Source organism: Pseudomonas shahriarae (assembly GCF_014268455.2).
Lineage (GTDB): Bacteria > Pseudomonadota > Gammaproteobacteria > Pseudomonadales > Pseudomonadaceae > Aquipseudomonas > Aquipseudomonas shahriarae.
The window spans coordinates 500,526-525,372 of sequence record NZ_CP077085.1 but is presented as its reverse complement, the minus strand read 5'-3'; the positions used below and the strand labels follow the sequence as shown (position 1 = coordinate 525,372).

At 58.8% G+C, this 24,847-nt stretch carries 18 protein-coding genes and 2 tRNA genes; 15 read left to right on the top strand and 5 right to left on the bottom strand.

Annotated features, from left to right (window positions below; all coding sequences use genetic code 11):
* Positions 1 to 4: 4 nt before the first annotated feature.
* Positions 5 to 1,666, bottom strand: coding sequence for an OFA family MFS transporter (locus tag HU773_RS02345; RefSeq protein WP_057958034.1), 1,662 nt, complete (start codon positions 1,664 to 1,666; stop codon positions 5 to 7).
* A gap of 296 nt (positions 1,667 to 1,962) precedes the next feature.
* Between HU773_RS02345 and HU773_RS02340 the strand changes: the two genes are divergently transcribed.
* The 6 genes from HU773_RS02340 (at position 1,963) to HU773_RS02315 (ending at position 8,949) form a co-directional block, all read left to right on the top strand.
* Positions 1,963 to 4,182, top strand: a complete 2,220-nt coding sequence (locus tag HU773_RS02340) for an AsmA family protein (protein WP_057958033.1) — start codon at positions 1,963 to 1,965, stop codon at positions 4,180 to 4,182.
* Entirely contained in the window at positions 4,179 to 5,246 is a 1,068-nt protein-coding gene (gene mutY / locus HU773_RS02335) for an A/G-specific adenine glycosylase (protein ID WP_186625109.1), read from the top strand. The genes HU773_RS02340 and mutY overlap by 4 nt, the downstream gene beginning before the upstream one ends.
* The gene (locus HU773_RS02330) at positions 5,243 to 5,515 is read left to right on the top strand and encodes an oxidative damage protection protein (protein WP_038445278.1); all 273 of its coding nucleotides are present in this window, start codon (positions 5,243 to 5,245) and stop codon (positions 5,513 to 5,515) included. The genes mutY and HU773_RS02330 overlap by 4 nt, the downstream gene beginning before the upstream one ends.
* A 103-nt stretch (positions 5,516 to 5,618) precedes the next feature.
* A tRNA-Phe gene (locus HU773_RS02325) sits at positions 5,619 to 5,694 on the top strand.
* A 207-nt stretch (positions 5,695 to 5,901) separates the two neighbouring features.
* Positions 5,902 to 6,570, top strand: coding sequence for a YajG family lipoprotein (locus HU773_RS02320; protein ID WP_057437122.1), 669 nt, complete (start codon positions 5,902 to 5,904; stop codon positions 6,568 to 6,570).
* A 303-nt stretch (positions 6,571 to 6,873) separates the two neighbouring features.
* Complete coding sequence (locus HU773_RS02315; protein WP_057437686.1) at positions 6,874 to 8,949, top strand: TonB-dependent siderophore receptor; 2,076 nt, start codon at positions 6,874 to 6,876, stop codon at positions 8,947 to 8,949.
* Positions 8,950 to 8,978: 29 nt separating this feature from the next.
* Here HU773_RS02315 and HU773_RS02310 read toward each other — a convergent pair whose 3' ends face one another.
* Positions 8,979 to 10,619, bottom strand: coding sequence for an ArnT family glycosyltransferase (locus HU773_RS02310; protein ID WP_186625108.1), 1,641 nt, complete (start codon positions 10,617 to 10,619; stop codon positions 8,979 to 8,981).
* 326 nt (positions 10,620 to 10,945) lie between these two features.
* On the opposite strand from HU773_RS02310, the gene HU773_RS02305 reads away from it, so the two are divergent.
* Positions 10,946 to 11,854: an alpha/beta hydrolase family protein gene (locus HU773_RS02305; RefSeq protein ID WP_186625107.1), complete on the top strand. Its 909-nt coding sequence runs from the start codon at positions 10,946 to 10,948 to the stop codon at positions 11,852 to 11,854.
* A 70-nt stretch (positions 11,855 to 11,924) separates the two neighbouring features.
* Positions 11,925 to 12,338, top strand: a complete 414-nt coding sequence (locus tag HU773_RS02300) for a hypothetical protein (protein ID WP_186625106.1) — start codon at positions 11,925 to 11,927, stop codon at positions 12,336 to 12,338.
* A 255-nt stretch (positions 12,339 to 12,593) separates the two neighbouring features.
* Here HU773_RS02300 and gabP read toward each other — a convergent pair whose 3' ends face one another.
* Positions 12,594 to 13,985, bottom strand: a complete 1,392-nt coding sequence (gabP, locus tag HU773_RS02295; protein WP_057437117.1) for a GABA permease — start codon at positions 13,983 to 13,985, stop codon at positions 12,594 to 12,596.
* Between the two features lie 553 nt (positions 13,986 to 14,538).
* On the opposite strand from gabP, the gene HU773_RS02290 reads away from it, so the two are divergent.
* The 5 genes from HU773_RS02290 (at position 14,539) to HU773_RS02270 (ending at position 18,780) form a co-directional block, all read left to right on the top strand.
* Positions 14,539 to 15,312 carry an ABC transporter ATP-binding protein gene (locus tag HU773_RS02290; RefSeq protein ID WP_128593020.1) on the top strand — a complete coding sequence of 258 codons (774 nt, stop codon included), beginning with the start codon at positions 14,539 to 14,541 and terminating at the stop codon, positions 15,310 to 15,312.
* Between the two features lie 13 nt (positions 15,313 to 15,325).
* Complete coding sequence (locus tag HU773_RS02285) at positions 15,326 to 16,078, top strand: ABC transporter substrate-binding protein (RefSeq protein ID WP_032862321.1); 753 nt, start codon at positions 15,326 to 15,328, stop codon at positions 16,076 to 16,078.
* 74 nt (positions 16,079 to 16,152) lie between these two features.
* Complete coding sequence (locus HU773_RS02280; protein ID WP_057437111.1) at positions 16,153 to 16,848, top strand: ABC transporter permease; 696 nt, start codon at positions 16,153 to 16,155, stop codon at positions 16,846 to 16,848.
* Positions 16,849 to 16,886: 38 nt separating this feature from the next.
* Positions 16,887 to 17,576: an ABC transporter permease gene (locus HU773_RS02275; protein WP_029295855.1), complete on the top strand. Its 690-nt coding sequence runs from the start codon at positions 16,887 to 16,889 to the stop codon at positions 17,574 to 17,576.
* On the top strand, positions 17,557 to 18,780 hold the full coding sequence (locus HU773_RS02270; protein ID WP_186625105.1) for a methyltransferase: 1,224 nt from the start codon (positions 17,557 to 17,559) through the stop codon (positions 18,778 to 18,780). Before HU773_RS02275 ends, HU773_RS02270 begins: the two co-directional genes overlap by 20 nt.
* A gap of 230 nt (positions 18,781 to 19,010) precedes the next feature.
* Here HU773_RS02270 and bcsQ read toward each other — a convergent pair whose 3' ends face one another.
* Both bcsQ and HU773_RS02260 read right to left on the bottom strand, forming a co-directional pair.
* A complete protein-coding gene (gene bcsQ, locus HU773_RS02265) occupies positions 19,011 to 19,916 on the bottom strand; it encodes a cellulose biosynthesis protein BcsQ (protein ID WP_437181144.1) in 906 nt (301 codons plus the stop codon).
* A gap of 136 nt (positions 19,917 to 20,052) precedes the next feature.
* Positions 20,053 to 20,901: an SDR family NAD(P)-dependent oxidoreductase gene (locus HU773_RS02260; protein ID WP_186625104.1), complete on the bottom strand. Its 849-nt coding sequence runs from the start codon at positions 20,899 to 20,901 to the stop codon at positions 20,053 to 20,055.
* 252 nt (positions 20,902 to 21,153) lie between these two features.
* On the opposite strand from HU773_RS02260, the gene HU773_RS02255 reads away from it, so the two are divergent.
* Both HU773_RS02255 and HU773_RS02250 read left to right on the top strand, forming a co-directional pair.
* A tRNA-Thr gene (locus HU773_RS02255) sits at positions 21,154 to 21,229 on the top strand.
* Between the two features lie 747 nt (positions 21,230 to 21,976).
* Positions 21,977 to 24,337, top strand: coding sequence for an AAA family ATPase (locus HU773_RS02250; RefSeq protein ID WP_186625102.1), 2,361 nt, complete (start codon positions 21,977 to 21,979; stop codon positions 24,335 to 24,337).
* Positions 24,338 to 24,847: the final 510 nt, after the last annotated feature.

Sequence of the window (24,847 nt, the reverse complement as noted above, 5' to 3'; positions counted from 1 at the left end):
GGTGTTAGTGGAACAGCACTGCAGTCTTCTGCAAGGTCACCCACACGCCCCACGCCAGCGGAATACCCACCACCAGCCACGCAGCAATCGCCAATGGCACGGTGCCGGAAGCGGCTTTCCACTCCAGGGAAGTGCTGGCATCGGCGCCCTTGTCATGGCCCAGCGCCTGTTCGGCGGCCAGTTCGGCGTCGGTCATGAAGTACTTGTCGGCCACCGGACGCACCAGCAGGTTGCAGATAAAGCCCAGCACCAACAGGCCGGCGAGGATGTACAAGGTGATGTCATAAGCCGCAGCACGCTCCACGCCAATGCTCAGCTGATACTCACGCAGGTAGTTGACCAGCACCGGGCCCAGCACGCCGGCCGCCGCCCAGGCAGTCAGCAGGCGACCGTGGATCGCACCGACCATTTGCGTACCGAACAGGTCCGCCAGGTAGGCCGGCACGGTCGCGAAGCCGCCGCCGTACATCGACAGGATGATGCAGAACGCCGCCACGAACAGCGAGACGTTGCCCAAGTGGCCGAGGTTCGGGATCAGCGCATACAGGGCAAAGCCCAGGGCGAAGAACACGAAGTAGGTGTTTTTACGGCCCAGGTAGTCAGAGAACGACGCCCAGAAGAACCGCCCACCAATGTTGAACAGGCTCAACAACCCGGTGAAACCGGCAGCGATGGCTGCGATGGAGGCCAGTTGCCCGGCATCCAGTTGGCCAAATGGCACATCCACACCCAGCAACTTGCCACCAAACACTTCCTGCAACAGCGGCGACGCCATGCCGAGAATGCCGATACCGGCCGATACGTTCAGGCACAGCACCAGCCATACCAGGCGAAATTGCGGGGTTTTCCAGGCCACGTTCACGTGCACATGGCGATGGGTAATCATCGCGTTGCTGGCTTTTTTCGCCGGCGCGGTCCAGCCCTCAGGCTTCCAGCCGGTCGGCGGGACGCGGTAGGACAAGGCGCCGCCGATCATGAACACGAAGTAGATCGCGGCCATCACCAAGAAGCTCTGCCATACGCCCACGCCAGTCGGCGAAGCGAAGTGGCCCATCAGTGCCGCTGCCAGGGGGGCGCCGACCATCGCACCACCACCAAAGCCCATGATCGCCATGCCGGTGGCCATGCCGCGCTTGTCCGGGAACCACTTGATCAGGGTCGAGACCGGCGAGATATAGCCCAGGCCCAGGCCGATACCGCCGATGACCCCGGAGCCGAGCCACATCAGCCAGATCTGGTGGGTATAGATCCCCAGCGCCGAGATCAGCAGGCCACCACACCAGCACAGTGCCGAGACCACACCGGCTTTGCGCGGCCCGGCGTGTTCCAGCCAGCCGCCCCAGATAGCGGCCGAGCAGCCCAGGAAGATGAAGAACAGGGTGTAGATCCAGCCCAGCATGGAGATCGGCCAGTCGCAGGACGACGAGAAGATCTGCGCGATAAAGCTCATGTCCGGCGCGCACGCGACCGGTGCGGTGACGCCCAGCGCCTTGGACAGTGGCAGCCAGAACACCGAAAAGCCGTAGGCCATGCCGATGCACAAGTGGATAGCCAGGGCGGCCGGCGGAACCAGCCAGCGGTTAAACCCTGGCTTGGCGATGATGCGTTCCTTGGACAGGAACGCAGGCTGCGCAGCAGGAATGCCGGCCGCAGTGCTAGTGTTCATTGGTGTTTCCCCCAGTTGTTGGTCTGTGTTCGCCAGGCGCTCTCCTCCTCGGCCTTTGCACGCAATGCGTGGCCGTTTTGTCGAGTGAAGCTCCCTGTAAGCGCGACGTTTCGTCGCAGAAGGCGGGCGAACGCGCAAAGATTAGCATTTGGCGCCGCGAGAAAAACCAAACTGACACTACCTTTTTCGGCTCATCTGTTTTGTTTGACACTATGTAACGATGCGTAAACAGCCGCAGGTCCAGCGGCGTTATACTCTGCGGCTAAATTTTGAAATCGACATACAAGGACTCGCCCATGAAAGCGTTCGGCAAAATCCTGGGTCTGGTACTTCTCGGGCTGTTGCTGATCATTGTGGCTCTGGGCTTTGCCCTGACCCACCTCTTCGATCCCAACGACTACAAAGACGAGATTCGCCAGATTGCCCGCGACAAGGCCCACATCGAGCTGACGCTCAATGGCGATATCGGCTGGAGCCTGTTCCCGTGGCTGGGCCTGGAGTTGCATGAAGCCAGCGTGGCCACCCTGAGCAATCCTGCCCAGCCGTTTGCCGATCTGCAGATGCTCGGCCTGTCGGTACGGGTACTGCCGCTGCTGCGTCGTGAAGTGCAGATGAGCGATGTGCGCGTCGAGGGCCTGAACCTGCGCCTCAACCGCGACAAGCAAGGCCACGGCAACTGGGAAGATATCGGCAAGGCACCACCCGTTGCAGCCACCGGCACCGCCGAGGCACCCGTGACGACTGCGCCAACCACGGCGCCAGCGCCGGACAAACCGGCTCAGCCGATCCGCCTGGATATCGACAGCCTGACGGTCAACAACGCCCGCATCGAGTACAACGACGAGCAGACCGGCAAGCAATTCAGCGCCGAGAGCATTCAGTTGAGCACCGGTGCCGTGCATGAAGGCGCGAGCATCCCGGTCAAACTCACTGCCTTCTTCGGCAGCAACCAGCCAGTGATGCGGGTCAAGAGCGAACTCAGCGGCGAACTGCGTTTTGATCGCGCCCTCAAGCGCTATCAGTTCGAAGACATGAAAGTCGCAGGCGAAGCCACCGGCGAGCCGCTGCAAGGCAAGACCGTGACCTTTGCCACCCAGGGCCAGTTGCTGGTGGACCTGTCGGCGAACATTGCCGAGTGGACCGGCCTCAAGCTGTCGCTCAACCAACTGCGGGCACTGGGCGAAGTAAAGGTCAACGACCTGGATAAAACCCCACAGATCAGCGGCGCCCTGTCGATTGCCCAGTTTGACCTGGCCAAGTTCCTCGACAGCGTCGGCCAGCCCCTGCCGGCCATGGCCCCAGGGAGCCTGAGCAAGGTCGAACTGGTCAGCCGCCTGCAAGGCACGCCGTCGAGCATGGCCCTGGAAGACCTCAACCTGAAAGTCGACGGCAGCACCTTTACCGGGCGCCTGGCGGTGGAGGACTTTGCCAAGCAATCCTTGCGCGTGCAGCTCAAGGGCGACACGTTCAATGCCGACCATTACCTGCCCGCCAAGTCCGAAGCCGCCAACAGCGCCGCCGTCGCACGCCAGGCCGAAGTGCAAAGCAGCGAAGCCGGGGCCATGGCCGCCGGTGGCACCACGCCGTTGCCGGACGCGCCGACCAAAGGCGCCTGGAGCACCGACAAACTGCTGCCCCTGGCGCGCCTGCGCAGCCTGGACGTGATTGCCGACCTGTCCTTCGGCCAACTGACCCTGAGCCAGTTGCCCATCGAGAATGCAGCCCTCAAGGCCTCCGGCCAGGGTGGCCAGTTCAAGCTCGACACCTTGAGCGGTGGCCTCTATAACGGCACGTTCCAGGCCAACGGCAGCCTCGATGCACGGGAAGATGTGCCGGTGCTGGCGTTGCAGACCAAAATCAAGCAAGTACCGGTCGAGCGCATCCTGCAAGCCCAGGGGCAAACCCCGCCGGTCAAGGGCCAGATCACCCTCGACAGCAACCTGAACGGGCGTGGCAACAGCCAGAAAGCGCTGATCGACAGCCTCAACGGCACCGCCAGCTTTGTGATCAACAATGGCGTGCTGCTCAATGCCAACCTTGAGCAACAGCTGTGCACGGGTATCGCCCTGCTCAACCGCAAGACCTTGGCCACGACACCGCGCAGCAAGGACACACCGTTCCAGGAACTCAAGGGCAACCTGACCTTCCGTAACGGCGTGGCGAGCAACCCGGACCTGAAAGTGCGCATCCCCGGCCTGACCGTCAACGGCAATGGCGACGTGGACCTGCGTGTACTGGGCATGGACTACCGCGTGGGCATCATCGTCGAGGGCGACAAGCGCGACATGCCGGACCCGGCCTGCCAGGTCGGCTCGAACTTCCAGGGTATCGAAGTGCCGCTGCGCTGCCGTGGCCCGCTGGAACTGGGCGCCAAAGCCTGCCGCCTGGACAAGGACGGCCTGGGCCAGGTGGCCGCCAAGATGGCGGGCAACAAGCTCAGCGAGAAACTTGAAGAGAAGCTCGACAAGGTCAACCCCAAGCTCAAAGACGCCCTCAAAGGTTTGTTCAACCGATGAGAAACGAGCAATTTTCAGCGGCCGTGCTCGACTGGTACGACCGTCACGGTCGCCATGACTTGCCCTGGCAACAGGGCATCACCCCGTATCGGGTGTGGGTCTCGGAAATCATGCTGCAACAGACCCAGGTCAGCACCGTGCTCAATTACTTCGACCGTTTCATGGCTTCGCTGCCAACGGTCGAGGCCCTGGCGGCCGCGCCGGAAGATGAAGTGCTGCACCTGTGGACCGGGCTGGGCTACTACACCCGGGCGCGCAACCTGCAGAAGACTGCCAAGATCGTGGTGGCCGAATACGGCGGCGAGTTTCCCCGCGATGTAGAGAAACTCACCGAACTGCCGGGCATCGGCCTGTCCACCGCCGGTGCCATCGCCAGCCTGAGCATGGGCCTGCGCGCACCGATCCTCGACGGCAACGTCAAGCGCGTGCTGGCACGTTTTACTGCCCAGGAGGACTATCCGGGCGAGCCCAAAGTGGCCAAGCAGCTGTGGGCCACTGCCGAGCGCTTTACCCCCCACGACCGCGTCAATGCCTACACCCAGGCCATGATGGACATGGGCGCCACCCTCTGCACCCGCAGCAAGCCCAGTTGCCTGCTGTGCCCCCTGGAAAAGGGCTGCGAGGCGCACATGCTGGGCCTGGAAACCCGCTACCCGATCCCCAAGCCGCGCAAGACCATCCCGCAAAAGCGCACGCTGATGCCGATGCTGGCCAACCAGGAGGGCGCGATCCTGCTTTATCGTCGCCCCTCTACAGGCCTGTGGGGCGGGCTGTGGAGCTTGCCGGAGCTGGACGACCTGAACGACCTGGAACACCTGGCCAACCAGCACTCACTGGCGCTGGGCAAGCATCAGGCGCTACCTGGGCTGGTCCACACCTTCAGCCACTTCCAGCTGGCTATCGAACCCTGGCTGGTGCAGGTCGAGGAATCGGCCCATCACGTGGCCGAGGCCGACTGGCTCTGGTATAACCTCGCCACCCCGCCGCGCCTGGGCCTTGCCGCCCCGGTGAAAAAACTGCTGAAGCGCGCGGCCGACGTATTGAACGCAGGAGTTTCGTCATGACCCGCACCATCATCTGCCGCAAGTATCACGAAGAACTGCCAGCCCTGGAGCGTGCCCCATTCCCGGGCGCCAAGGGCCAGGACATTTTCGACCACGTCTCCGCCAAGGCCTGGGCCGACTGGCAGAAGCACCAGACCCTGCTGATCAACGAAAAGCGCCTGAACATGATGAACGCCGAAGACCGCAAATATCTGCAGGGCGAGATGGACAAGTACTTTTCCGGCGAGGATTACGCCAAGGCCGACGGCTACGTGCCGCCTGCTCAATAATTGAGCAAAAACCGGGGTTGGCACGTAAGCGACGGTAATAATTAAATATTTTTTGAAAACTTGCTTGACGACCCCCTGAAAAACCCGTTTAATGCGCCCCGTTGCCCAGATAGCTCAGTCGGTAGAGCAGGGGATTGAAAATCCCCGTGTCGGCGGTTCGATTCCGTCTCTGGGCACCACTTATTAGTTTCAGGTGGTGCAAAAATCATCTGGAACACCCAAGAAACCCGCCTAGTGCGGGTTTTTTGTTGCCTGCGATTTAGTATCGCCAGCGCCCCTCTGGTTACTTTCAGGTTAACGCCAAGCCTCGCCGGCACCTGATGTGTTATTTATTTCCCTGCTCAACCGTCTAGCCTTAATCCAATCTTCAACAAGGTAGTTACGTCATGACCCGGTACTTGTTATGCACGCTGTTAATGCTGACAGCGCTGCTCAGCGGATGCGCTACTACGATGGACGTCGCGATCAACGCAACCCCTGACCCGGACTATCACTTTGACCGACAGGCGACGGTGCTGGTGACGTCGGTCGGCGGCAATGCCGAGAACGCGCTCAATGCCCGCTACTACCTGCGCGATATGGTCAGCGCCATGAAGGACCAGGGGTTTCGCGAGGTGTATACCGATGTGTCCCTGCCCAAGAACCGCACGCCGAAAATCACGATCACCCTCGACATCGACAGTCACCAGGTGACCTACCGCTATACCGCCACCGAGTATGGGCAGGTGCCAACCAGCACCTCCACCGTGTGCAAGAACAGCAAGAAAAAAAGCGACCAGATGATCTGCACCAGCACGCCGAACACCACCTATGGCCCGGTAGGCAGCTCGGAGCGCACCGGCTACACCACCCTCACCACCTTCACCGCCACGGCCCGGGATGAAGCGAGCAAACGCGCGGTGTACCTGCTGCGGGTAACGTCCTACAACGAGGACTGCCAGGCCGCCAAGGTCGAAGCCTTCCTGGTGCAGCAGGGCCTGCAGAACCTGAACTTCCAGGATCGCGTGCAGCGCAACTACACCGTCACGATGCCCGAGGGGTATCGCTGCAAATAGTTCGTCGCCCCCTTCCAGATAGTTCAGGACGAATGTCACTTCGCACTCCTGCCTGACTGCCAGCCTTGATTGCCCCTCACCGCTCAGGGCGACCCCACCCGGTCGCCCGCATCAAACACCCCCGCCAAAAAGCCAGGCTCGACTGAAGCTCATGGTTGCTAATAGCAATTATTATCATTTAAGCTGGCGCGCAAAATCCCCCCCTGCCCCACTAACAATAATCAAGGAGCTGCGATGCCCTCTGCACGCGAGTCAGGTTCATGGTTGAAGGCGTTTGGCCTTGCCCCCTTCGGATTCGCTTCGATGCTTGTCCCGGTCGCAGACGCGGCCGAGAAAACAGGCCAGCTCGAACTGCCCAGCCAAAGTATTACGGCAACTGCCTCAGAAGAAACGGCCGACGGCCCGGTCAAAGGCTACGTCGCCAAGCGCAGTACAACGGGGGCCAAGACCGACACCCCCATCACTGAGATCCCCCAGTCGATTTCCGTCATCAGCGCCGACCGCATGCGCGATCAGGGCGCGCTGACCGTGCAAGACGCATTGCGATATGTTTCCGGGGTGCGGGCCGAAACCTTCGGGCTCGATAGCCGCGGAGACTGGTCGAAAGTGCGAGGCAGCTCGCCGGCCCTGTTCCTTGATGGTTTACAGCAGAGCTTCGGCACTTACACCAACGTGCGCACCGACCCCTTCACCCTGGAACGCCTTGAAGTGCTCAAGGGCCCCGCGTCGATGCTGTATGGGCAAAGCCCGGTGGGCGGCCTGATCAACCAGGTCAGCAAACGCCCCAAAGCCGAACAGCACACCGAACTGCAACTGCAATACGGCAATTACAACCGCAAGCAGGTCGCCGTCGACACCACCGGCGCCCTGAACCCGCAAGGCACGCTGCTGTACCGGCTGGTGGCGATCCAGCGCGACAGCGACACCCAGGTTGATCATGTCAAAGACAACCGCCAGGTGCTGATGCCATCGCTGACCTGGCGCCCCAACGAAGATATCGACTGGACCGTCATGGCCAACATCCAGCGCGATGACAGCGGCTCCACCACGCAGTTCTTCCCACACAAAGGTACCGTCTGGAATGCGCCATATGGCCGGATCCACAGCAACCGGTTCGCCAGCGAGCCAGGGTTCGACGAATACGACAGTGACCAGACAGCCCTGACGTCGCAATTCTCGTGGCACCTGAACGACACATGGACGCTGCGCCAGAACCTGCGCTGGCAGAAAAGCAAAGTCAGCTACCAGTCGATTTATGCGAAATTCGCAAGAAACCCACCGTTTAACGCCGATAACCAGACCCTCGACCGTGTCTATTACGTTTCCAAGCCAGAGGTCAAAGTCTGGGTTGCCGACCAAAACGCCGAGGCCCGATTTGACACCGGCCCGCTACAGCACACGCTGCTGCTGGGGGGCGACTACCAGCATGCGGTCTCCAACCGGGAAGGTGCCAGCGGTAACGCAACACCACTGAACGTGTACGAACCGGTGTATGGCACCTTTGATCCCTCGGTCATTCGCCTCACCGCAGACCCGGAACAACGGGTCATGCAACAAGGGCTGTATGCCCAGGACCAGATCAAATACGAACAGTGGCTGCTGACCCTCGGCCTGCGCAAGGATTGGGCCGCCAGCCAAACCCAAGGCAGCGCCCGGCAAAAGGACGACAAGGTGACCGGCCGCGCAGGCCTGACCTACCTGTTCGACAACGGCATAGCGCCCTACTTGAGCTACAGCGAATCATTCCAGCCCCAAATCGGCCTCAACCGGCGAACGCTGGAGCCCTACGTACCGCTCAAGGGCAAACAGTGGGAGCTGGGGGTGAAATATCAGCCGGTTGGCAGCAACAGTCTCTACACCGCAGCGGTGTATGACATTCGCGAGCAGAACCGCCGCATGCCCGACCCCCTGGATGCGATGAATACCCTGCAAAGTGGTGAAACCCGCGCCCGTGGCCTGGAGCTCGAAGCGCTGGTGACGGTCACGCCCGACTGGGACCTGATTGGCACCTACAGCTACACCGACACCACCGTCATCAAGGGCGCGCCCGCCGAGCAAGGCAAACGCCTGTCCAGCGTTCCCGAGAACATGGCCTCGGTATGGAGCCAACATCGGTTCAGCATCGGCGACATTTCCGGGTTCAGTGTCGGTGCCGGCATTCGCTATGTGGGAACCAGCTGGGATGGCGCCGACCGCCTGAAAACGCCGTCTTCTACCCTGGTGGATGCGATGCTCGGGTACCGCTACCAGAACTGGAACCTGACGCTCAACGCGACCAACCTTGAAGACAAGACCTACTACACCACATGCCTGGCGCGAGGCGACTGCTTTATCGGCAACCGTCGTACGCTCGTCGGTACGCTGGCCTACAACTTTTGATTGAGTTGTAAATCCACGGCGGCGGCTGATCATGGCACCCGGAACACCAGCAACGGGTTGTCATTAAGCCGCCCATTGAAAGCCGGTACCAGATGCTGCAGCGGCGTGCCCTGCAGCAGTTCGGTTTCCTTGCGCGCGACAATCACCCAGGACGAGCGCGGCAGTGCGTTCAGGCGCGCAAGGTCATCGCGCCCGATAAACAGCGGCTGCTCGTCATGATCCAGGTTCATGATGTAGCGAATGGCCCAGGTGTCCTTGCCAAGGTTGAGAAACACCAGCGGCCCGGGGTGCTCGGCCCGCAGGGTTTCCACCGCACCCACAAAGTTTTTGGTGTCGAACTGCAGATCCTTGGCCGGCTCCACGACCGTCACCAGCACCAGCCATTGGGTGGCCAGCGCGATCAGGCTGAGCACCACCAGTCGCGCCCCCACACGGCTGCGCCAGCGACGCCAGGCCACCACCGCCGCCAACTGCAGGGCGATCAGCAGCGCAATCAACCCCGGCACTGAAACATCAGGCCAGTAACCGTGTTTGCTCCACAACTGGCGGCAGACCAAGACCACGACAACCCCCAGCAGCGGCAGGATCGCCACCAGCCACGCATAACCCCGACGCACCCCAAGCAACCAACCCCGGGCCTGAAGCAGCCCATAAGCCGCCACCGCGGCAAACATCGGGACCATCGGCAGGATGTAGTAGGCACGCTTGAAGTTCGGCACCGACAACCCCAGCAGGATCATCAGGCCACAGCCGCCCAGGCGCAGCATCAGCCGCACATCGGCATCATCATTGCGCGCCGACCAGGTGTGGCGCAGGGCAATCAACGTCGCCAGCGCCAGCGGGATCACCGGGAAATAGCGATACAGGCTCAGCTTGAAGTAGAAGTAGAACGGCTCGCCGCTTTCATCCAGGCGACCGGCCACCTGCATCTTCATCACCTCGTCGGCAAAAGCATCCCCCCCGCTGATCCGCGCCAGCTTCAGCAACCCCCACCAACAGGCAAGGAGCAGGACCAGGCCGATCACGCTGTGGGCAAGCACCTTTTTCAGCAAGCCAATCTTCTCTTCCCGCGTGCGGGCAGGCCCCAGCGCCCAGTACACACAAGCAACCCCACAGACCTCGATCAAGCCCAAAGGGCCACGCATGGCAAACGCCGCCACGAACAAGGGAAAGATTGCGTATTGGCGCAGCCGCGAGCCCAGGCGCTCGCCGGTGTGCAGCAAGTAAAAACAGCCCAGGCACAGCAGGGAGACCATCTGATCCAGGCAGACTGAGCGCGACTTCTCCAGCCATTGCGCGGTCAATGCCGTCAGCACTACCGTCAGCAACGCCCAGGTCCGACCGCAGGGCACCAGCAAGCGGTAGACCAGGGCCACGACCCCAGCCGACGCCAGAGCGGTGGGCAACACGTTAGCCAGGTCGTTAGGCGCACCGAACAGCCGGGCAAAGAGCAGGCTGAAATAGGTCGCCGTGCCCGGATAATCCGGGTAAGGCTCACCGTAGGTGGTGGGGAAGAGGCTCGCGCCGTGGCGAAACATCTCCTGCATAAACACCGCCCAACGCCCGTCAAACCCTTGCGGCGACTGATCCCAGATGCCCAGGGTAAATAACAACAAGGCCACCAGGAAAACACCCAGGGCCTCCACACGAAAACGGTTGCGGTGTTCCATGGTTTAACCTGTCAGGGCGGGGGAGATGCTGGCGTATATTGCCGGCAGCACGGCTGAATCACGCCTGAACCGAATGCAACATTTACCTGTACACACACACCTGTGGCGAGCGGGCTTGCCCGCGCTGGGCTGCAGGGCTGTCCCATTTTTTGGGGCCGCTGCGCGACCCAACGCGGGCAAGCCCGCTCGCCACAACCGCCTTTTTTACGGGATTGGCTGGCAGGTATCGCGCGCCTTTGGCTGGCGATTTTGTTAGTGTCAGCCTCCAATAAAAACTGCGCACGGGTCGTCACCCCCCATCGAAAGCGCATGGATCGAGGCCAGTGATGAACCTGCCCAGCCGCCCGCACCCCGAGACATTCCACGAGCCCGCCGCCGACCACTACCCCATCGGCGGCTTCACCTGGCGCCATATCCGCAGCGATATCGAACGCCCAGTGGTGATCATCAACGCCGCCACCTCAGTGTGCTGCCGCCACTATTCGCGCTTTGCCGAGTACCTGTTTGCCAAGGGTTTCGATGTCATCACCTACGACTATCGCGGCATCGGCGAGTCGCGCAGTGGCTCGTTGCGTGGGTTCAAGGCCTCGTGGTCAGACTGGGGCCGGCTGGATTTCGAGGCCATCCTGCGACGGGCGCAACGCGAGTTTGCCGGGCAGCCCATTGATGTAGTCGGCCACAGCTTTGGCGGCTGCGCGGCCGGTCTCGGGGCCTCCGGCGCCGCGATCAGGCGCCTGGTAACGGTGGGCGCGCAGTTCGCCTACTGGCGTGACTATCAAGCGAGCGGGCGCTGGCGGATGTTTGCCAAGTGGCACCTGGTGATGCCGCTGGTGACTGCCGTGTGCGGGTATTTCCCGGGCAAGCGCCTGGGCTGGCTGGAAGACACGCCCGCCGGCGTGGTGCGCGACTGGAGCACACCCACCCCCACCTACGAGACACGCCCCAGCGGACGGGCCTTGGACGAGTTGCCCTTTGCCCGCGTGCAGGCACAGATCCTGGCGATCAGCATCAGCGACGACCCGTTTGGCACCGTGCCCGCCATTGAGCGCCTGCTGAATTACTTCCAGGCCAGCGAGCGCACGCACCTGCGTATCGCGCCGGGGGATATTGGCGAAGAGGTCGTCGGGCATTTCGCGTTTTTCCGCAGTGAATATCAGGATCGGTTGTGGCCGATTGCACTGGCGTGGCTGCAGCACGGCCAACTGGCGCCCGACACACCGGGCACCCGGCTGTAGAAACCCTTGGGATTTCGCCAGACCTGCGCTTCAATACGCCACCCAGATCCTGAACCAAGGACGTGAGCCCATGGCTTCGCCAAACAAGCAGCAAAAACGTGCCCAACGGGCAAAAGCCAAGGCCAAGCAGAACCGCACCCAGCGCGCCAATGCGCCGAAGCCGGATGCGTTTGCCGGTGACGACGACCGCATTGACCTTGAGTCGGTGGACTTGACCGAACTGTTCGTGGAAATGCGCGCGGCCGGCGAGACCAGCCAGCAGGCGCTGTGTGCGGCATTCCTGGCGCACCCGTTGCTGGCGCTGGTGCTGGAGCAGGAGGGCGAAGAAAACGCCACGGACTTTATCCTGGCGGCGCTGATCGAGTATCGGCAGTGGTCCACCGACAGCGATGATGAAGCGGCGGCGTTGGCCTGGATTGAATCGCCACAATTCCAGGCGGACTACGTGGCGGCATCCCAGGCGCTGACCAGCGCGCAGGATTGATACAAAACCAATGTGGGAGCCGGGCAAGCCCCAATGCCGATCAGTTAAGCGAACGCAATGCTCAAAGCAGTGAAGATCAAATGTGGGAGCGGGCTTGTCGGATCGCCGCATCGCCGCGAAGACGTCGGCCCAGCCAACATTGATGTTGACTGACCCACCGCTTTCGCGAGCAAGCCCGCTCCCACAGGGGATCTGCGCTTAACTGCCCGGCTCCCACAGTGCTTTGTGGTGCCAGGCAGCAAGCATTTCAACTCGTCAGTTGAGTACCGCAGCCCCCAACTTCTGGGCCCGGCGCCGGCTCGCCACCAGCAACCCCGCCAATACCACCAGCAGGCTCAACACACCGGTCGCAATAATCTCCACCCGGTGCGCTTCCTGGAACAGCATGATGGTCAACGCGCCGACGATAAACACGATCACCGCATAGGTCAGGCCCGGAAACAGCCACATCTTGAAGGCAATCTTCTCGCCCGCCGCGGTCCGTTTCTGACGCATGCGCAGTTGCGACACGGCAATCACCAGGTACACCAGCAGCGCAATCGCGCCGGAGCTGGCCAGCAGGAATTCAAACACCGCCGCCGGGGCCACGTAGTTGGCGAATACCGCGAGGAACGCCGCGCCGGTAGACAGCATCACCGCCCAGTAAGGCGTGCCGCTCTTGTTGGTGCGTTTGGCCACTGCCGGCGCATCACCACGCCGGCCCAGGGAAAACAGCATGCGCGACGCGGTGTACAGCGCCGAGTTCAAGCAACTGGTTACGGCGACCAATACCACCAGGTCGACGATCAGCTTGGCATTCGGGATGCCCATGCGTTCCAGCACAGTCTGGTAGGAACCAACGGCTGCCAGGGTCGGATCGTTCCATGGCACCAGGGCCACGACGATGAAGATCGACACCAGGTAGAACAAGCCGATCCGCCAGATCACCGAGTTGGTGGCCTTGGTGATCTGCTGGCCAGGGTTCTTTGACTCTGCGGCCGCGATGGTCACGATCTCGGTGCCCATGAACGAGAACATGGTGGTCAGAATCGCCGCCAGCACCGCGCCCATGCCGTTGGGCAAAAAGCCTTGGGTGTCGAACAGGTGCGAGACGCCGCTGACCTGGCTGCCTGGCAGCAAGCCAAAGATCGCCAGTACGCCGAGGATCACAAAACCGATGATCGCCACCACTTTGATCAGGGCAAACCAGAACTCGAACTCGCCGTAGTTCTTCACACTGAACAGGTTGGTCGCGGTCAGCAGCAGGGTGATGACCAAGGTGAAGGCCCAGATCGCCACATCAGGGAACCAGGCATGCAGGATGGTCGCGGCGGCGTTGGCTTCCAGGGGAATCACCAGCACCCAGAACCACCAGTACAGCCAGCCGATGGTAAAGCCGGCCCAATGGCCGATGGCCCGGTCGGCGTAGGTGGAAAATGAACCGGTGTCTGGCGAAGCAACGGCCATCTCGGCCAGCATGCGCATCACCAGCACCACCAACGTACCGGCTGCGGCATAGGCCAGCAGCACGGCAGGCCCGGCTGCCGCAATCGCGTGGCCGGAGCCGACAAACAAACCGGCGCCGATCACACCGGCAATCGACAACATGGTGACATGCCGCGGTTTGAGCCCCTGTTCGAGGTCATTGGAGCTTTGCGTACTACTCATTGACACACCTTTGCGAGGAATTGCGTATTCGGTCCACCCGGCTTGCTGATTCTTCGTGAAAAGAAACAAACGGGGCGTTCTTTATTTTTTACGCAAGATTTGCGCCAAAATGTTACAAAGCCAAGGTTGACGCGGCCTGTAGGACAATCCATCAGCGCTCGCAAGCCATTGAGATTACTGGCAATCCGCCACAGCGTTACCGCTCGACTCACTTCAAGAACGAATGAGCGCACCAAAAACACACACAAAAAGTCAGTGACGCCCAATTAAAGGGCCGATAGGTGCCGTTTACCCGTTTAACCCTTCCAACACCCGGCCAAAGCTGGCACCATCGCGCCCTTTTTTACGCGACTGCCACGGGTTTATCGGTTAAAACGGCTGTTCGGTTGTTGATGGCGCGACACGCTACTGTGCCGATGCGACAACCTGTCACACACCGCCTGTTTAACGCCCGTGGCGCTGTTGGCTGTCATCCGAACGCTATGCTAGCTTGGCGCCACGCCAGGAAGGCGACCCAACAGCAGGAACGCAATGAACACAATGAGGACCGCACATGGCTTTGGCCGCGCCCGCGCTTGAAATCCGCAACTTGCATAAACGCTATGGTGAGCTGGAGGTGCTTAAAGGCATCTCGCTGACCGCTCGCGACGGCGATGTGATCTCGATCCTGGGTTCGTCCGGTTCCGGCAAGTCCACATTCCTGCGCTGCATCAACCTGCTGGAAAACCCGCACCAGGGCCAGATCCTGGTGGCCGGCGAAGAGCTCAAGCTCAAGGCCGCGAAAAACGGCGAGCTGGTGGCCGCCGACGGCAAGCAGATCAATCGCCTGCGCAGCGAAATCGGTTTTGTCTTCCAGAATTTCAACCTCTGGCCGCACATGAGCATCCTCGACAACATCATCGAGGCCCCACGCCGCGTGCTCGGCCAGAGCAAGGCCGAAGCCATCGAAGTGGCCGAAGCGCTGCTGGCCAAGGTGGGCATTGGCGACAAACGCCACGCCTACCCGGCGCAATTGTCTGGCGGCCAGCAACAACGCGCGGCCATCGCCCGCACCCTGGCGATGCAACCTAAAGTCATTCTGTTCGATGAGCCCACTTCGGCACTTGACCCGGAAATGGTTCAGGAAGTACTTAATGTGATCCGCGCGCTGGCCGAAGAAGGCCGCACCATGCTGCTGGTCACCCACGAAATGGGCTTTGCCCGCCAAGTGTCCAGCGAAGTGGTGTTCCTCCACCAGGGGCTGGTCGAAGAGCAAGGATCGCCACAGCAGGTGTTTGACAACCCGCTTTCGGCGCGCTGCAAACAATTCATGTCCAGCAACCGCTAACGGAGCAACATGCATGCAGAACTATAAAAAATTCCTCCTGGCCGCCGCCGTTTCCATGGCGTTCAGCGCCACGGCCATGGCCGAGACTTTGAAAATGGGGATCGAGGCGGCTTACCCGCCCTTCAACAATAAAGACGCCAGCGGCAACGTTGTCGGCTTCGACAAAGACATCGGCGACGCCCTGTGCGCCAAGATGAAAGTCGAGAAGTGCGAAGTGTATGTCTCGGACTGGGACGGCATCATCCCGGCCCTGAACGCCAAGAAGTTCGACTTCCTGGTGTCGTCGCTGTCGATCACCGACGAGCGCAAGCAGGCCGTTGATTTCACCGACCCGTACTACTCCAACAAGCTGCAATTCATCGCGGCCAAATCCATCAAAGACTTCAAGACCGACGCCGGCTACCTCAAAGGCAAGATCATCGGTGCCCAGCGCGCGACATTGGCCGGTACCTACCTGGAAGACAAACTGCCAGACACCACCGCCAAGCTCTATGACACCCAGGAAAACGCCTACCTCGACCTGACGTCCGGCCGCCTGGACGGGATGCTCGCCGACAAGTACGTGCAATACGAATGGCTCAAGAGCAAAGACGGTTCGGCCTACGAGTTCAAAGGCGATCCGGTTGTAGAAAGCGACAAGATCGGCATCGCCGTGCGCAAAGGCGACCCACTGCGCGAGCGCCTGAACAAGGCCCTGGCGGAAATCAAGGCCGACGGCACCTACAAGAAGATCAACGACAAGTACTTCCCTTTCAGCATCGAATGATCCTGATTGGCCAGTCCGGCGCGCTCGCTTGAGCGCGCCGGCTTTTCGCAAGCCTTGCGCGATATGAAAAAACCATGAATTTCGATCTCTACGGATTCGGCCCCGCACTCGCTGCCGGCGCGCTGATGACCGTCAAACTGGCACTCACGGCGTTATGCCTGGGGCTGGTGCTCGGCCTGGCCGGCGCCTTGGCCAAGACTTCCCCGTACAAGTTCCTGCAATGGCTTGGCGGCGCTTACTCGACCATTGTCCGGGGCATTCCCGAACTGCTGTGGGTCCTGCTGATTTATTTCGGCACGGTCAATATGATGCGTGCCCTCGGGGAGTTCTTCGGTAACCCCGACCTGTCGCTCAGCGCCTTCGCTGCCGGCGTGATTGCCCTGGGCCTGTGCTTTGGCGCCTACGCCACCGAAGTGTTTCGTGGCGCGATCCTGGCGATCCCCAAAGGCCATCGTGAAGCGGGCATCGCCCTGGGCCTGTCGAAGCTGCGTATTTTCACCCGGTTGATCATGCCGCAGATGTGGCGCATCGCCCTGCCGGGCCTGGGCAACCTGTTTATGATTTTGATGAAGGACACCGCGCTGGTCTCGGTGATCGGCCTGGAAGAAATCATGCGCCACGCGCAAATCGGCGTGACCGTCACCAAGCAGCCTTTCACCTTCTTCATGGTCGCGGCCTTCATGTACCTGGGCCTCACCGTGCTGGCCATGGTCGGCATGTACTTCCTGGAAAAACGCGCCGCTCGCGGCTTTGCGAGGAGCACGCAATGAACGGCGACTACAGCTGGCTGTCGCATTTCGACCTGGGCCTGAACTGGGCCGTGATCATCAAGTGGCTGCCACGACTGGCCCAGGGCGCGACCCTGACCCTGGAACTGGTGGCCATCGCGGTCATCGCCGGGCTGCTGCTGGCGATCCCCCTGGGCATCGCCCGTTCTTCGCGCCTGTGGTACGTGCGCACCCTGCCCTACTGCTACATCTTCTTCTTCCGTGGCACACCGTTGCTGGTGCAGCTGTTTTTGGTCTACTACGGCCTGGCGCAGTTCGACGCCGTGCGCGAGAGCGCCCTGTGGCCCTACCTGCGGGACCCGTTCTGGTGCGCCACCGTCACCATGACCCTGCACACCGCCGCTTACATCGCGGAGATCCTGCGCGGCGCGATCCAGGCCATCCCGCCCGGGGAAATCGAAGCGGCGCGGGCGCTGGGCATGTCCAAGCCCAAGGCGCTGTTCTACATCATCCTGCCGCGCGCCGCGCGCATCGGCCTGCCGGCCTACAGCAACGAAGTGATCCTGATGCTCAAGGCCAGCGCCCTGGCCAGTACCGTGACCTTGCTGGAACTGACCGGCATGGCCCGCACCATCATTGCCCGCACCTACCTGCCGGTGGAGATCTTCTTTGCCGCCGGGATGTTCTACCTGCTGATGGCCTATGTGCTGGTGCGCGGCTTCAAGCTGCTGGAACGCTGGTTGCGGGTCGATGCCTGCCAGGGACGCTGACAGCGGGTTGACGGGCGAGCGACTGCTGGCCCGTTTTCTCGCGCTGGATGCGTTCCTCACCGAACATCAAGGGCTGTGGCGACCACGGCCCTTCACCCATCTGCAATTGCCTTGGGAGGCCCAGCATCCAGCGCTGGCCCAATGGTTGCGCCGGCGCTCCCTGGCAGAAGCCGAAAGCAGCCATAACCTGCCCACCGAACTCCAGGCCCCAGCGCCGTTTCCCCAATGGGCGCAGCTGGCCGCCCAGCTCAGTGCTGTGGATAAGTTACCGGCGGGCGCGCTGCATGCGCCGTCGGCGCGCCTGAATGTCGATGTACCGGGGCGCAAATGGCAGCAAATCGAGGCGTTTGGCAGCGCCCTGCAGTTTGCCGAGCGCCCCACCCATTGGCTCGACTGGTGCGCCGGTAAAGGCCACCTCGGCCGGCGGCTGCTGCAACCGGGGCAACACCTGACCTGCCTGGAGTACGACCCGGCGCTGATCGCCGCAGGCCAGGCCCTCAGTGACCATCATCACATGCCCGCCCGCCACCACCCACAAGACGTGATGGCCGAGGACGCGGTGCAACAACTGCGCGGCGAACACACCCCCGTCGCCCTGCACGCCTGTGGCGATCTGCACGTACGCCTGCTGCAATTAGCCAGCGCCGCCGGCTGCAAGCACCTGGCCGTGGCGCCCTGCTGTTACAACCGCATCAGTAGCGAGCAGTACCAGGCGCTGTCGGCCCCGGCCCGCGCCTCGGCGCTGCGCTTGTCGCGGGAGGACCTGGGCCTGCCCCTGAGCGAAACCGTCACCGCCGGCTTGCGGGTGCGCCTGCAACGCGACACCTCCATGGCCCGGCGCCTGGGTTTCGATCAGTTGCAGCGGCAACTGCGCGGGTGCGATGAGTACCTGCCCACGCCTTCGTTGCCCAGCGAATGGCTGCATCGGTCCTTTGCTGACTACTGCCAGCACCTGGCGGCGCTCAAGGGGTTATCCACAGGCGAGCAGGACTGGGCCGCGCTGGAGCAGCACGGCTGGCAACGCCTGGCGCAGGTACGAAACCTGGAGTTGGTGCGTGGGCTGTTTCGCCGCCCGTTGGAAATGTGGCTGGTTCTGGATCGGGCACTGTTTCTTCAAGAGAACGGCTACCAGGCTCAAGTAGGCCGCTTCTGCGAAACAGCACTGACCCCGCGCAACCTGATGGTGCTCGCCGAGCGCGATTAAAGGGCAGGACGCCCTGTGGATAAGTCTGTTGATGAAATTCTGTCGAGTGCCGTAAAGACGGGCGCCACAGGCACAAATGCTGACTGGTCATTATTTGCTCACAAAATAAAACGCACGCAAAACAGGCAGTTGCAGCGTAATGAGAACATCTTCACAAAATGGCTGTTTCAACACTTGTGCGACCAACAAATTGTGCATAAGCATTTGCGCCTAACCGTATAAGACGTGGTTCAGGCCGCGCCTGGAGGGCCATCCAGTAACTGGCACAGCCCATGGATATCGTCACAGGCCAGGCTCGCGGCCTCGTTATCCAGGGGGTCCTCGCCAAAGGCCAGCGCCTCGCTGATCTGCGAGTCACGATGGATCACTTCCACGCCACCCTCCCCAAGACGCTGCTTGAACAGGTCCAGCATATCCAGGCTGAAGGCACTGCCCTCATCCAGTTGGTTGACCAACACCAGGCAACGTGGCGCCGACGGGCGCGCAAGATACGGCGCCAACAATCGCTGCATCTGCTCCAGCGTGCCCAGCGACGCCGCGTCTGCCAGGGCCAGCACCACCACGGTATCGGCGACGTGTAAGGCCTGGTGCAGGTAAACATTATTGCCGGCGGGGGTGTCGATGATGACCGTGTGTTGCTCACGCAAACCCAGGCGAGACAAGTGCTGCGCCAGCCACTCCGGGTCCTGCTTGAGCCAGCGCTGCAGGTCTTCCTGCTGCTGCATATCGGTCTCGCCGAAGACCACCACCTGGCAGCCGCAGAAACCGGGCTGGGCGAGCTGATCCCAAGGTTGATTACACAGGCTGGCACGACCGAGGCCCGGGGTGCCTTGGGGCAGGTCAAAGTGCAGGTACAGGGCGTTTTGCGGATCCAGCTCCAGCACCGTCACCGCCCGCCCGAGGCGCTGCAAGCCGCTGCCCAGTGCCGTCGCCAGCGTGCTGCGGCCCACCCCACCATTGACCGAGGCCAACACCACCACCCGTGGGCGTTTTGCTGAAGCGTCGATTGGCTGGGGTTGCTCCGCAGGGGAAGGCGCGTCGTCGATGGGGGTGTCTTCGAAGAACTGCAATGTCGCCGTCATCGGGTGATCCTGACGGATAGCATGCATTGCAAAACCTTCGTCGGCCTGGCTCACAGCCCCTCCTTGTCCCGGCACCGCTTGCAGAGCATGGGCGCACATGTTGTTCAGGCAGTCTGGGACAGGTCGGTGGAGGTGTCATTATTTTGGTGTTTTTTATCATGTTCATTTAGACGAGCGGTGAAGAGTCAATCTAGTGACTCTGCTTTATGCGCTCCCACTGCTGCGCAACGTGCTCGGCACTGGACGCACTCACTCGCGCCAGGTCGACGGGATACTCCACACCCTGATTCTCGACAAACCGCGTCGCGGTAAATTGACCATTACTGGCGCGCAGTATGTAGCCCGTGTCCTGGCATTGCCCCGACGCCAGGAACACCACCCCCGGCGCCACCCACTCCGGCTTGAGATTGTCCGGCTCACCCTCGATGCCCCACATGCGCGTCTTGGCCACCGGTGACACCGCATTGACCAGGATCCCGTCCTTCGCGCCTTCCATACTCAGGGCATTCATGATGCCCAGTTGCGCCATCTTGCCCGCCGCATAGGCCACCAGCCCGGGCTGGGCATATTGCTGGTACATCGCCCGATCAGACGACGTCAGCACCACCCGCGCGGCAGTGGATGGCTTGAGGTATTGCCAGGCATGTTTGCATAGCCAGATGGGCGCATAGACATTGATATCCAGCGCACGCCCGATAAACGCCGCGTCCGCCTCCTCAATGGATTGATAACCCACCCAGCCGGCGTTATGAATCAGGATATCCAACTGCCCAAACGCCGCGATGGCCGTCTCGACCAATTGCCGACAGCCTTGCTCGCTGGACAAGTCACCCTGATGAGCAACCGCGCTCAACCCCTGGGCCTCAAGGCGGCGTGCCGCGTCCAGGGCGATGGCGTAGTCGCTTCCCGAACCGAGGTTATCGGCGCCGATATCACTGATCACCACATTGGCCCCGCGCTGGGCCAGTGCTTGTGCGTAGACAAACCCCAAGCCACGGCCTGCGCCGGTGATAACGGCGGTTTTCCCTGCGAAATTCATTGGCTTTTCCTCATTGAGTGCCACTTCAACTTAGCAATGAACAACGGCGTTGTTTAATACTGATCAAGGGGCGGTTTGATACCTTCTGCGTATCAAGCCCTACGCCCCCCAAGGCCTCGGCACCGGCACGCATCACCCCTTGCCAAAGCGCTGGAGCGCGCGACCGGCAGCGGAAAAACCACGTTCTGAAAAATAGTCAGAATTCAGGGGTTTACAGAACCTTTCCAATCGCTATAATCGTCGCCCTAACACGCCGGTATAGCTCAGTTGGTAGAGCAACTGACTTGTAATCAGTAGGTCCCGGGTTCGACTCCTGGTGCCGGCACCATACAAAACGAAGCCTCCACAGAAATGTGGGGGCTTTGTTGTTTCTGGGGTTTGGGGGTTTGAGCGTACCCGTGTTTTCCACTCTGCCGCGTAAGCCCTCACCTGGCTACTTACCACCCGACGTACTCACTGCCTGCATATTACGGGTGAAAATAAATCCGTCCTCTTTTCCGAGCATGAGGAAGCCATTTAATATGGAGCTGTTATTAGCCAGGGTGCTGAAGGGTGCAAATGCCACTCGTGAACGTCACATACGCCAAGCCAAGGCTATTCAGGCAGCCATTTCTAAATGCTGGGGTCGAGATAATCCTTGGGAGTGGCAACAAAAACATCTGATTTGGTTTTTGAGCCATTGCCTTGAAGCGCGGTCCCAATCGACACGCTGTTACTACCTTTTGACCATACGCCTAATCGGTCAGCGCACTAGCAGGTCTTGGTATCTCAGATGCTACTCAAAGACTTAGCCTTCCAACCTGAGCACGTCACACGCAGGACACATTAAGCCGAAATTATGAGGCTAATTCAGGCCAATCTTTATCCAAAGAATCGGCCACCGATCGGCATCTTGCCACGACAGACAAAGCTCGCTACAAAGTAGCGTATCTCGTGCAACCAAGCACGGCATACACAGGAATTGCGGCATTATGCACATTGGACCCTATGGACCTTTTTCTCGAGTTACTGTCCTCTTGGTGAATCCTTTTACCCAACCGATCTATAGCAGCTGTTTATCGACACGGACTGAGAGATGCTAACAAAATTTCGTCACATCAAAAACTTTGCTGTATTCAAGGAATGGGACTGGGATACAAGCATTAGAGACAAAGGAAACAACATTGTAAGCCTCAAAAAATTAAACATAATTTACGGAAGAAATTACTCAGGAAAGACAAGTCTTTCTCGAATAATTCGAAGCCTCGAAACAGGCGTGAAACACCCAAAATATTTAAATTCCTCATATGAATTTTCGCATACGAATGGGGGATCGCTAAGTGACAAGAACCTCTCAGCGTGCCCGTATACAGTCAGGGTTTACAATAAAGACTTTTTAGATGAAAACTTAAAATGGCTTTCAAATCCAGACGGGAGTATCAAGCCGTTTACAATTCTCGGCGAGAAGAATATTGAGATTGAAAATGAAATAGCAAAAAACGAAAAGATGTTGGGTTCAATAAAAGAAAAAATGGGTCTACACTGGGATTCGTTCTGCAAAGCATCCGAGCACAGAGAGCTTGAGGACAAAGTACAACGAAAGAAACGTGAACTGGATGACAAGCTCCGTGAAAAGGCAAACACAGACATAAAGCAAAACCCCATCTATCGAAATATTAATTACAACATTGGAACAATAAAGTCTGATATTGCAACTATTGGAATCGATAAAGCTTCAATATTGAGCGCAGAACAAAAAAGCGAACTCACTCTGAGCCTGACAGAGGAATCAAAGGGCATAATTGATTTCCAGCTTAGCATTGATAACAAACTACCTATCTACAGAAACGCTGCTGCAGATCTGCTGAGAAGGACGATTAACCCAACGCATATCACTCAAGAGCTTCTTGAAGACCCTCTCCTTGAAGAATGGGTTAGGAATGGACTGGCTCATCATAAGCATAAGGAAAGCTGTCATTTCTGCGGAAACAATCTTACTGCCCAAGTGTGGGAAAAACTAAATGGCCACTTTAACAAAGACTCCGAGAACCTAAGGGATTTAATAGACAACTTAATAGTCAGCATTCGTGATGAGCAAAAAAGAGCTAGAGAATTTTCTTTGCCTAACGATGCAGGCTTCTATTCATCCCTACAAGAGAAGTTCCGAGATATCAAATCCCGACTTACTGAAGAAGTAAAGCAATACATTAAAGCTCTTGAAATCCTAATTACCGAGCTAGAGTCAAGAAAAAGCGACATCTACAAGAATCGATGCCTTCCCGATATACGCCAGGATTACAAAATCTCCGCAACCATTCAAGAAATAAAGGGCGTCGTAAAAGCCCATAATTTCAAGACATCATCATTATCCAGTGACCAAGATCAAGCAAGACGAATACTAAGGCTTTCAGAGGTGGCCACTTTCACTAGGGATATCGACTACAGCAATAAGTCTCATGAAATCGATCGCCTCTCAGGTGAATTGCGTCAATTAAAGATCGCCATTGAAAACCTCAATGAAAAATCCGCAGAGACTTTGGGGAAAATTTCAGAACTTCACAACCAACTTCAAGACGAGCACAAAGGTGCTAATCTTGTAAACCACTACCTGAAAAATCATTTTGGGCATGAAGCTTTACAGTTGAACGCCACAGAAAATAATGACTCCAAGGTTATAACTTTTAGCATTACAAGAAATGGGGAGCTAGCGTATAACTTGAGCGAAGGGGAATGCAGCCTAGTTGCATTCTGCTATTTCATTGCAAAGCTTCAAGACACAAACACCGTAGGCAAAGAATTAATCATTTGGATAGACGACCCGATCTCCAGTCTTGATAGCAATCATATTTATTTCATCTTTAGCTTGATAGAAAATACTATAGCCAAACCGATAAAAGAACCGACAACATCTGTCACCACCTATAGATACAACCAACTATTTATATCCACTCACAATTTAGATTTTTTGAAGTACCTCAAGAGAATCTCTAAACCAAAAAATGATAACGAATTTTTTACCATTGAGAGAGGCGCCGGATCCAGCAAAATAAAACTGATGCCACGCTATCTCAAAAGGTTTGTGACTGAGTTCAACTACCTCTTCAGCCAAATTCACAAATGCGCCAACCCAGATGCTGAATTGGAAGATCACGATGCCTTCTACAACTTCGGAAACAACCTGAGAAAATTTCTTGAAGCTTACCTTTTCTATAAATACCCGAACAATAAGTCAAATGACGAAAAACTATTACTCTTCTTCGGCGGCAATGACTTACATACAGATTTAACCAACAGAATCAACAATGAGCTTTCTCATCTGGAGGAGATTTTTGATAGAAGCATGAGGCCTATGGAAGTCCCCGAGATTCCAAAGTTAGCGAAATTTGTACTGGAAACAATTCAGCAAAAAGATCCCGATCAATATTCTGCACTTCTTGAAAGTATAAGAGACATTTAATTAGTTTTCACGAGCAGCTAGGTAGGTGTATTCCGCGAGTTTAAAGGCTTGACAGATTACAGGCTTTGACTTAGTGCACACGCGTACAATCAGTTTATGGAAACAAAAGTTTGAGGCGATGGCGTATGTATCAAGGTGGACGCCGCCCGCTCTTAATGCGGAATTAGCTAGATGTATTCGATGCAGCGTATGCCGTCACGAGGATTTAACCCTTCCAAGGCAATTGCCTTGGGAGTGCAGTTAGGCATGAAACCCGGTCACGACCTGCTCACTGCCAATACAGCCAATGTCGCACGAACCAAGGGGGAGCCTTCGCTATCAGTGGCGGCGCGACCTGTCGACCTGCGCCTTGCTCAAGCCAACTCTAGCTCTTGGCCGTAAGAAGCCGTAAGTCCCGTGTTAGTGGACAACCCTCAAAGGCCGCAGGGGCCTTGATCCTTGATAACACTCAACATTCTTGGCGGGACGACCTAGTGAAGGTGCTTCAAGAGGCGTTTGATTATGGCTTTA

What these genes read in the sequence shown, in the direction of transcription:
- HU773_RS02300 (WP_186625106.1), top strand. Translation starts at nt 11,925, where the DNA reads ATGGCTTCGCCAAACAAGCAGCAAAAACGTGCCCAACGGGCAAAAGCC.
- HU773_RS02280 (WP_057437111.1), top strand. Translation starts at nt 16,153, where the DNA reads ATGAATTTCGATCTCTACGGATTCGGCCCCGCACTCGCTGCCGGCGCG.
- HU773_RS02310 (WP_186625108.1), bottom strand. Translation starts at nt 10,619, where the DNA reads ATGGAACACCGCAACCGTTTTCGTGTGGAGGCCCTGGGTGTTTTCCTG.
- HU773_RS02305 (WP_186625107.1), top strand. Translation starts at nt 10,946, where the DNA reads ATGAACCTGCCCAGCCGCCCGCACCCCGAGACATTCCACGAGCCCGCC.
- mutY (WP_186625109.1), top strand. Translation starts at nt 4,179, where the DNA reads ATGAGAAACGAGCAATTTTCAGCGGCCGTGCTCGACTGGTACGACCGT.
- HU773_RS02315 (WP_057437686.1), top strand. Translation starts at nt 6,874, where the DNA reads ATGCTTGTCCCGGTCGCAGACGCGGCCGAGAAAACAGGCCAGCTCGAA.
- HU773_RS02290 (WP_128593020.1), top strand. Translation starts at nt 14,539, where the DNA reads ATGGCTTTGGCCGCGCCCGCGCTTGAAATCCGCAACTTGCATAAACGC.
- HU773_RS02330 (WP_038445278.1), top strand. Translation starts at nt 5,243, where the DNA reads ATGACCCGCACCATCATCTGCCGCAAGTATCACGAAGAACTGCCAGCC.
- HU773_RS02340 (WP_057958033.1), top strand. Translation starts at nt 1,963, where the DNA reads ATGAAAGCGTTCGGCAAAATCCTGGGTCTGGTACTTCTCGGGCTGTTG.
- HU773_RS02250 (WP_186625102.1), top strand. Translation starts at nt 21,977, where the DNA reads ATGCTAACAAAATTTCGTCACATCAAAAACTTTGCTGTATTCAAGGAA.
- HU773_RS02345 (WP_057958034.1), bottom strand. Translation starts at nt 1,666, where the DNA reads ATGAACACTAGCACTGCGGCCGGCATTCCTGCTGCGCAGCCTGCGTTC.
- HU773_RS02270 (WP_186625105.1), top strand. Translation starts at nt 17,557, where the DNA reads ATGCCTGCCAGGGACGCTGACAGCGGGTTGACGGGCGAGCGACTGCTG.
- gabP (WP_057437117.1), bottom strand. Translation starts at nt 13,985, where the DNA reads ATGAGTAGTACGCAAAGCTCCAATGACCTCGAACAGGGGCTCAAACCG.
- HU773_RS02260 (WP_186625104.1), bottom strand. Translation starts at nt 20,901, where the DNA reads ATGAATTTCGCAGGGAAAACCGCCGTTATCACCGGCGCAGGCCGTGGC.
- HU773_RS02320 (WP_057437122.1), top strand. Translation starts at nt 5,902, where the DNA reads ATGACCCGGTACTTGTTATGCACGCTGTTAATGCTGACAGCGCTGCTC.
- HU773_RS02285 (WP_032862321.1), top strand. Translation starts at nt 15,326, where the DNA reads ATGCAGAACTATAAAAAATTCCTCCTGGCCGCCGCCGTTTCCATGGCG.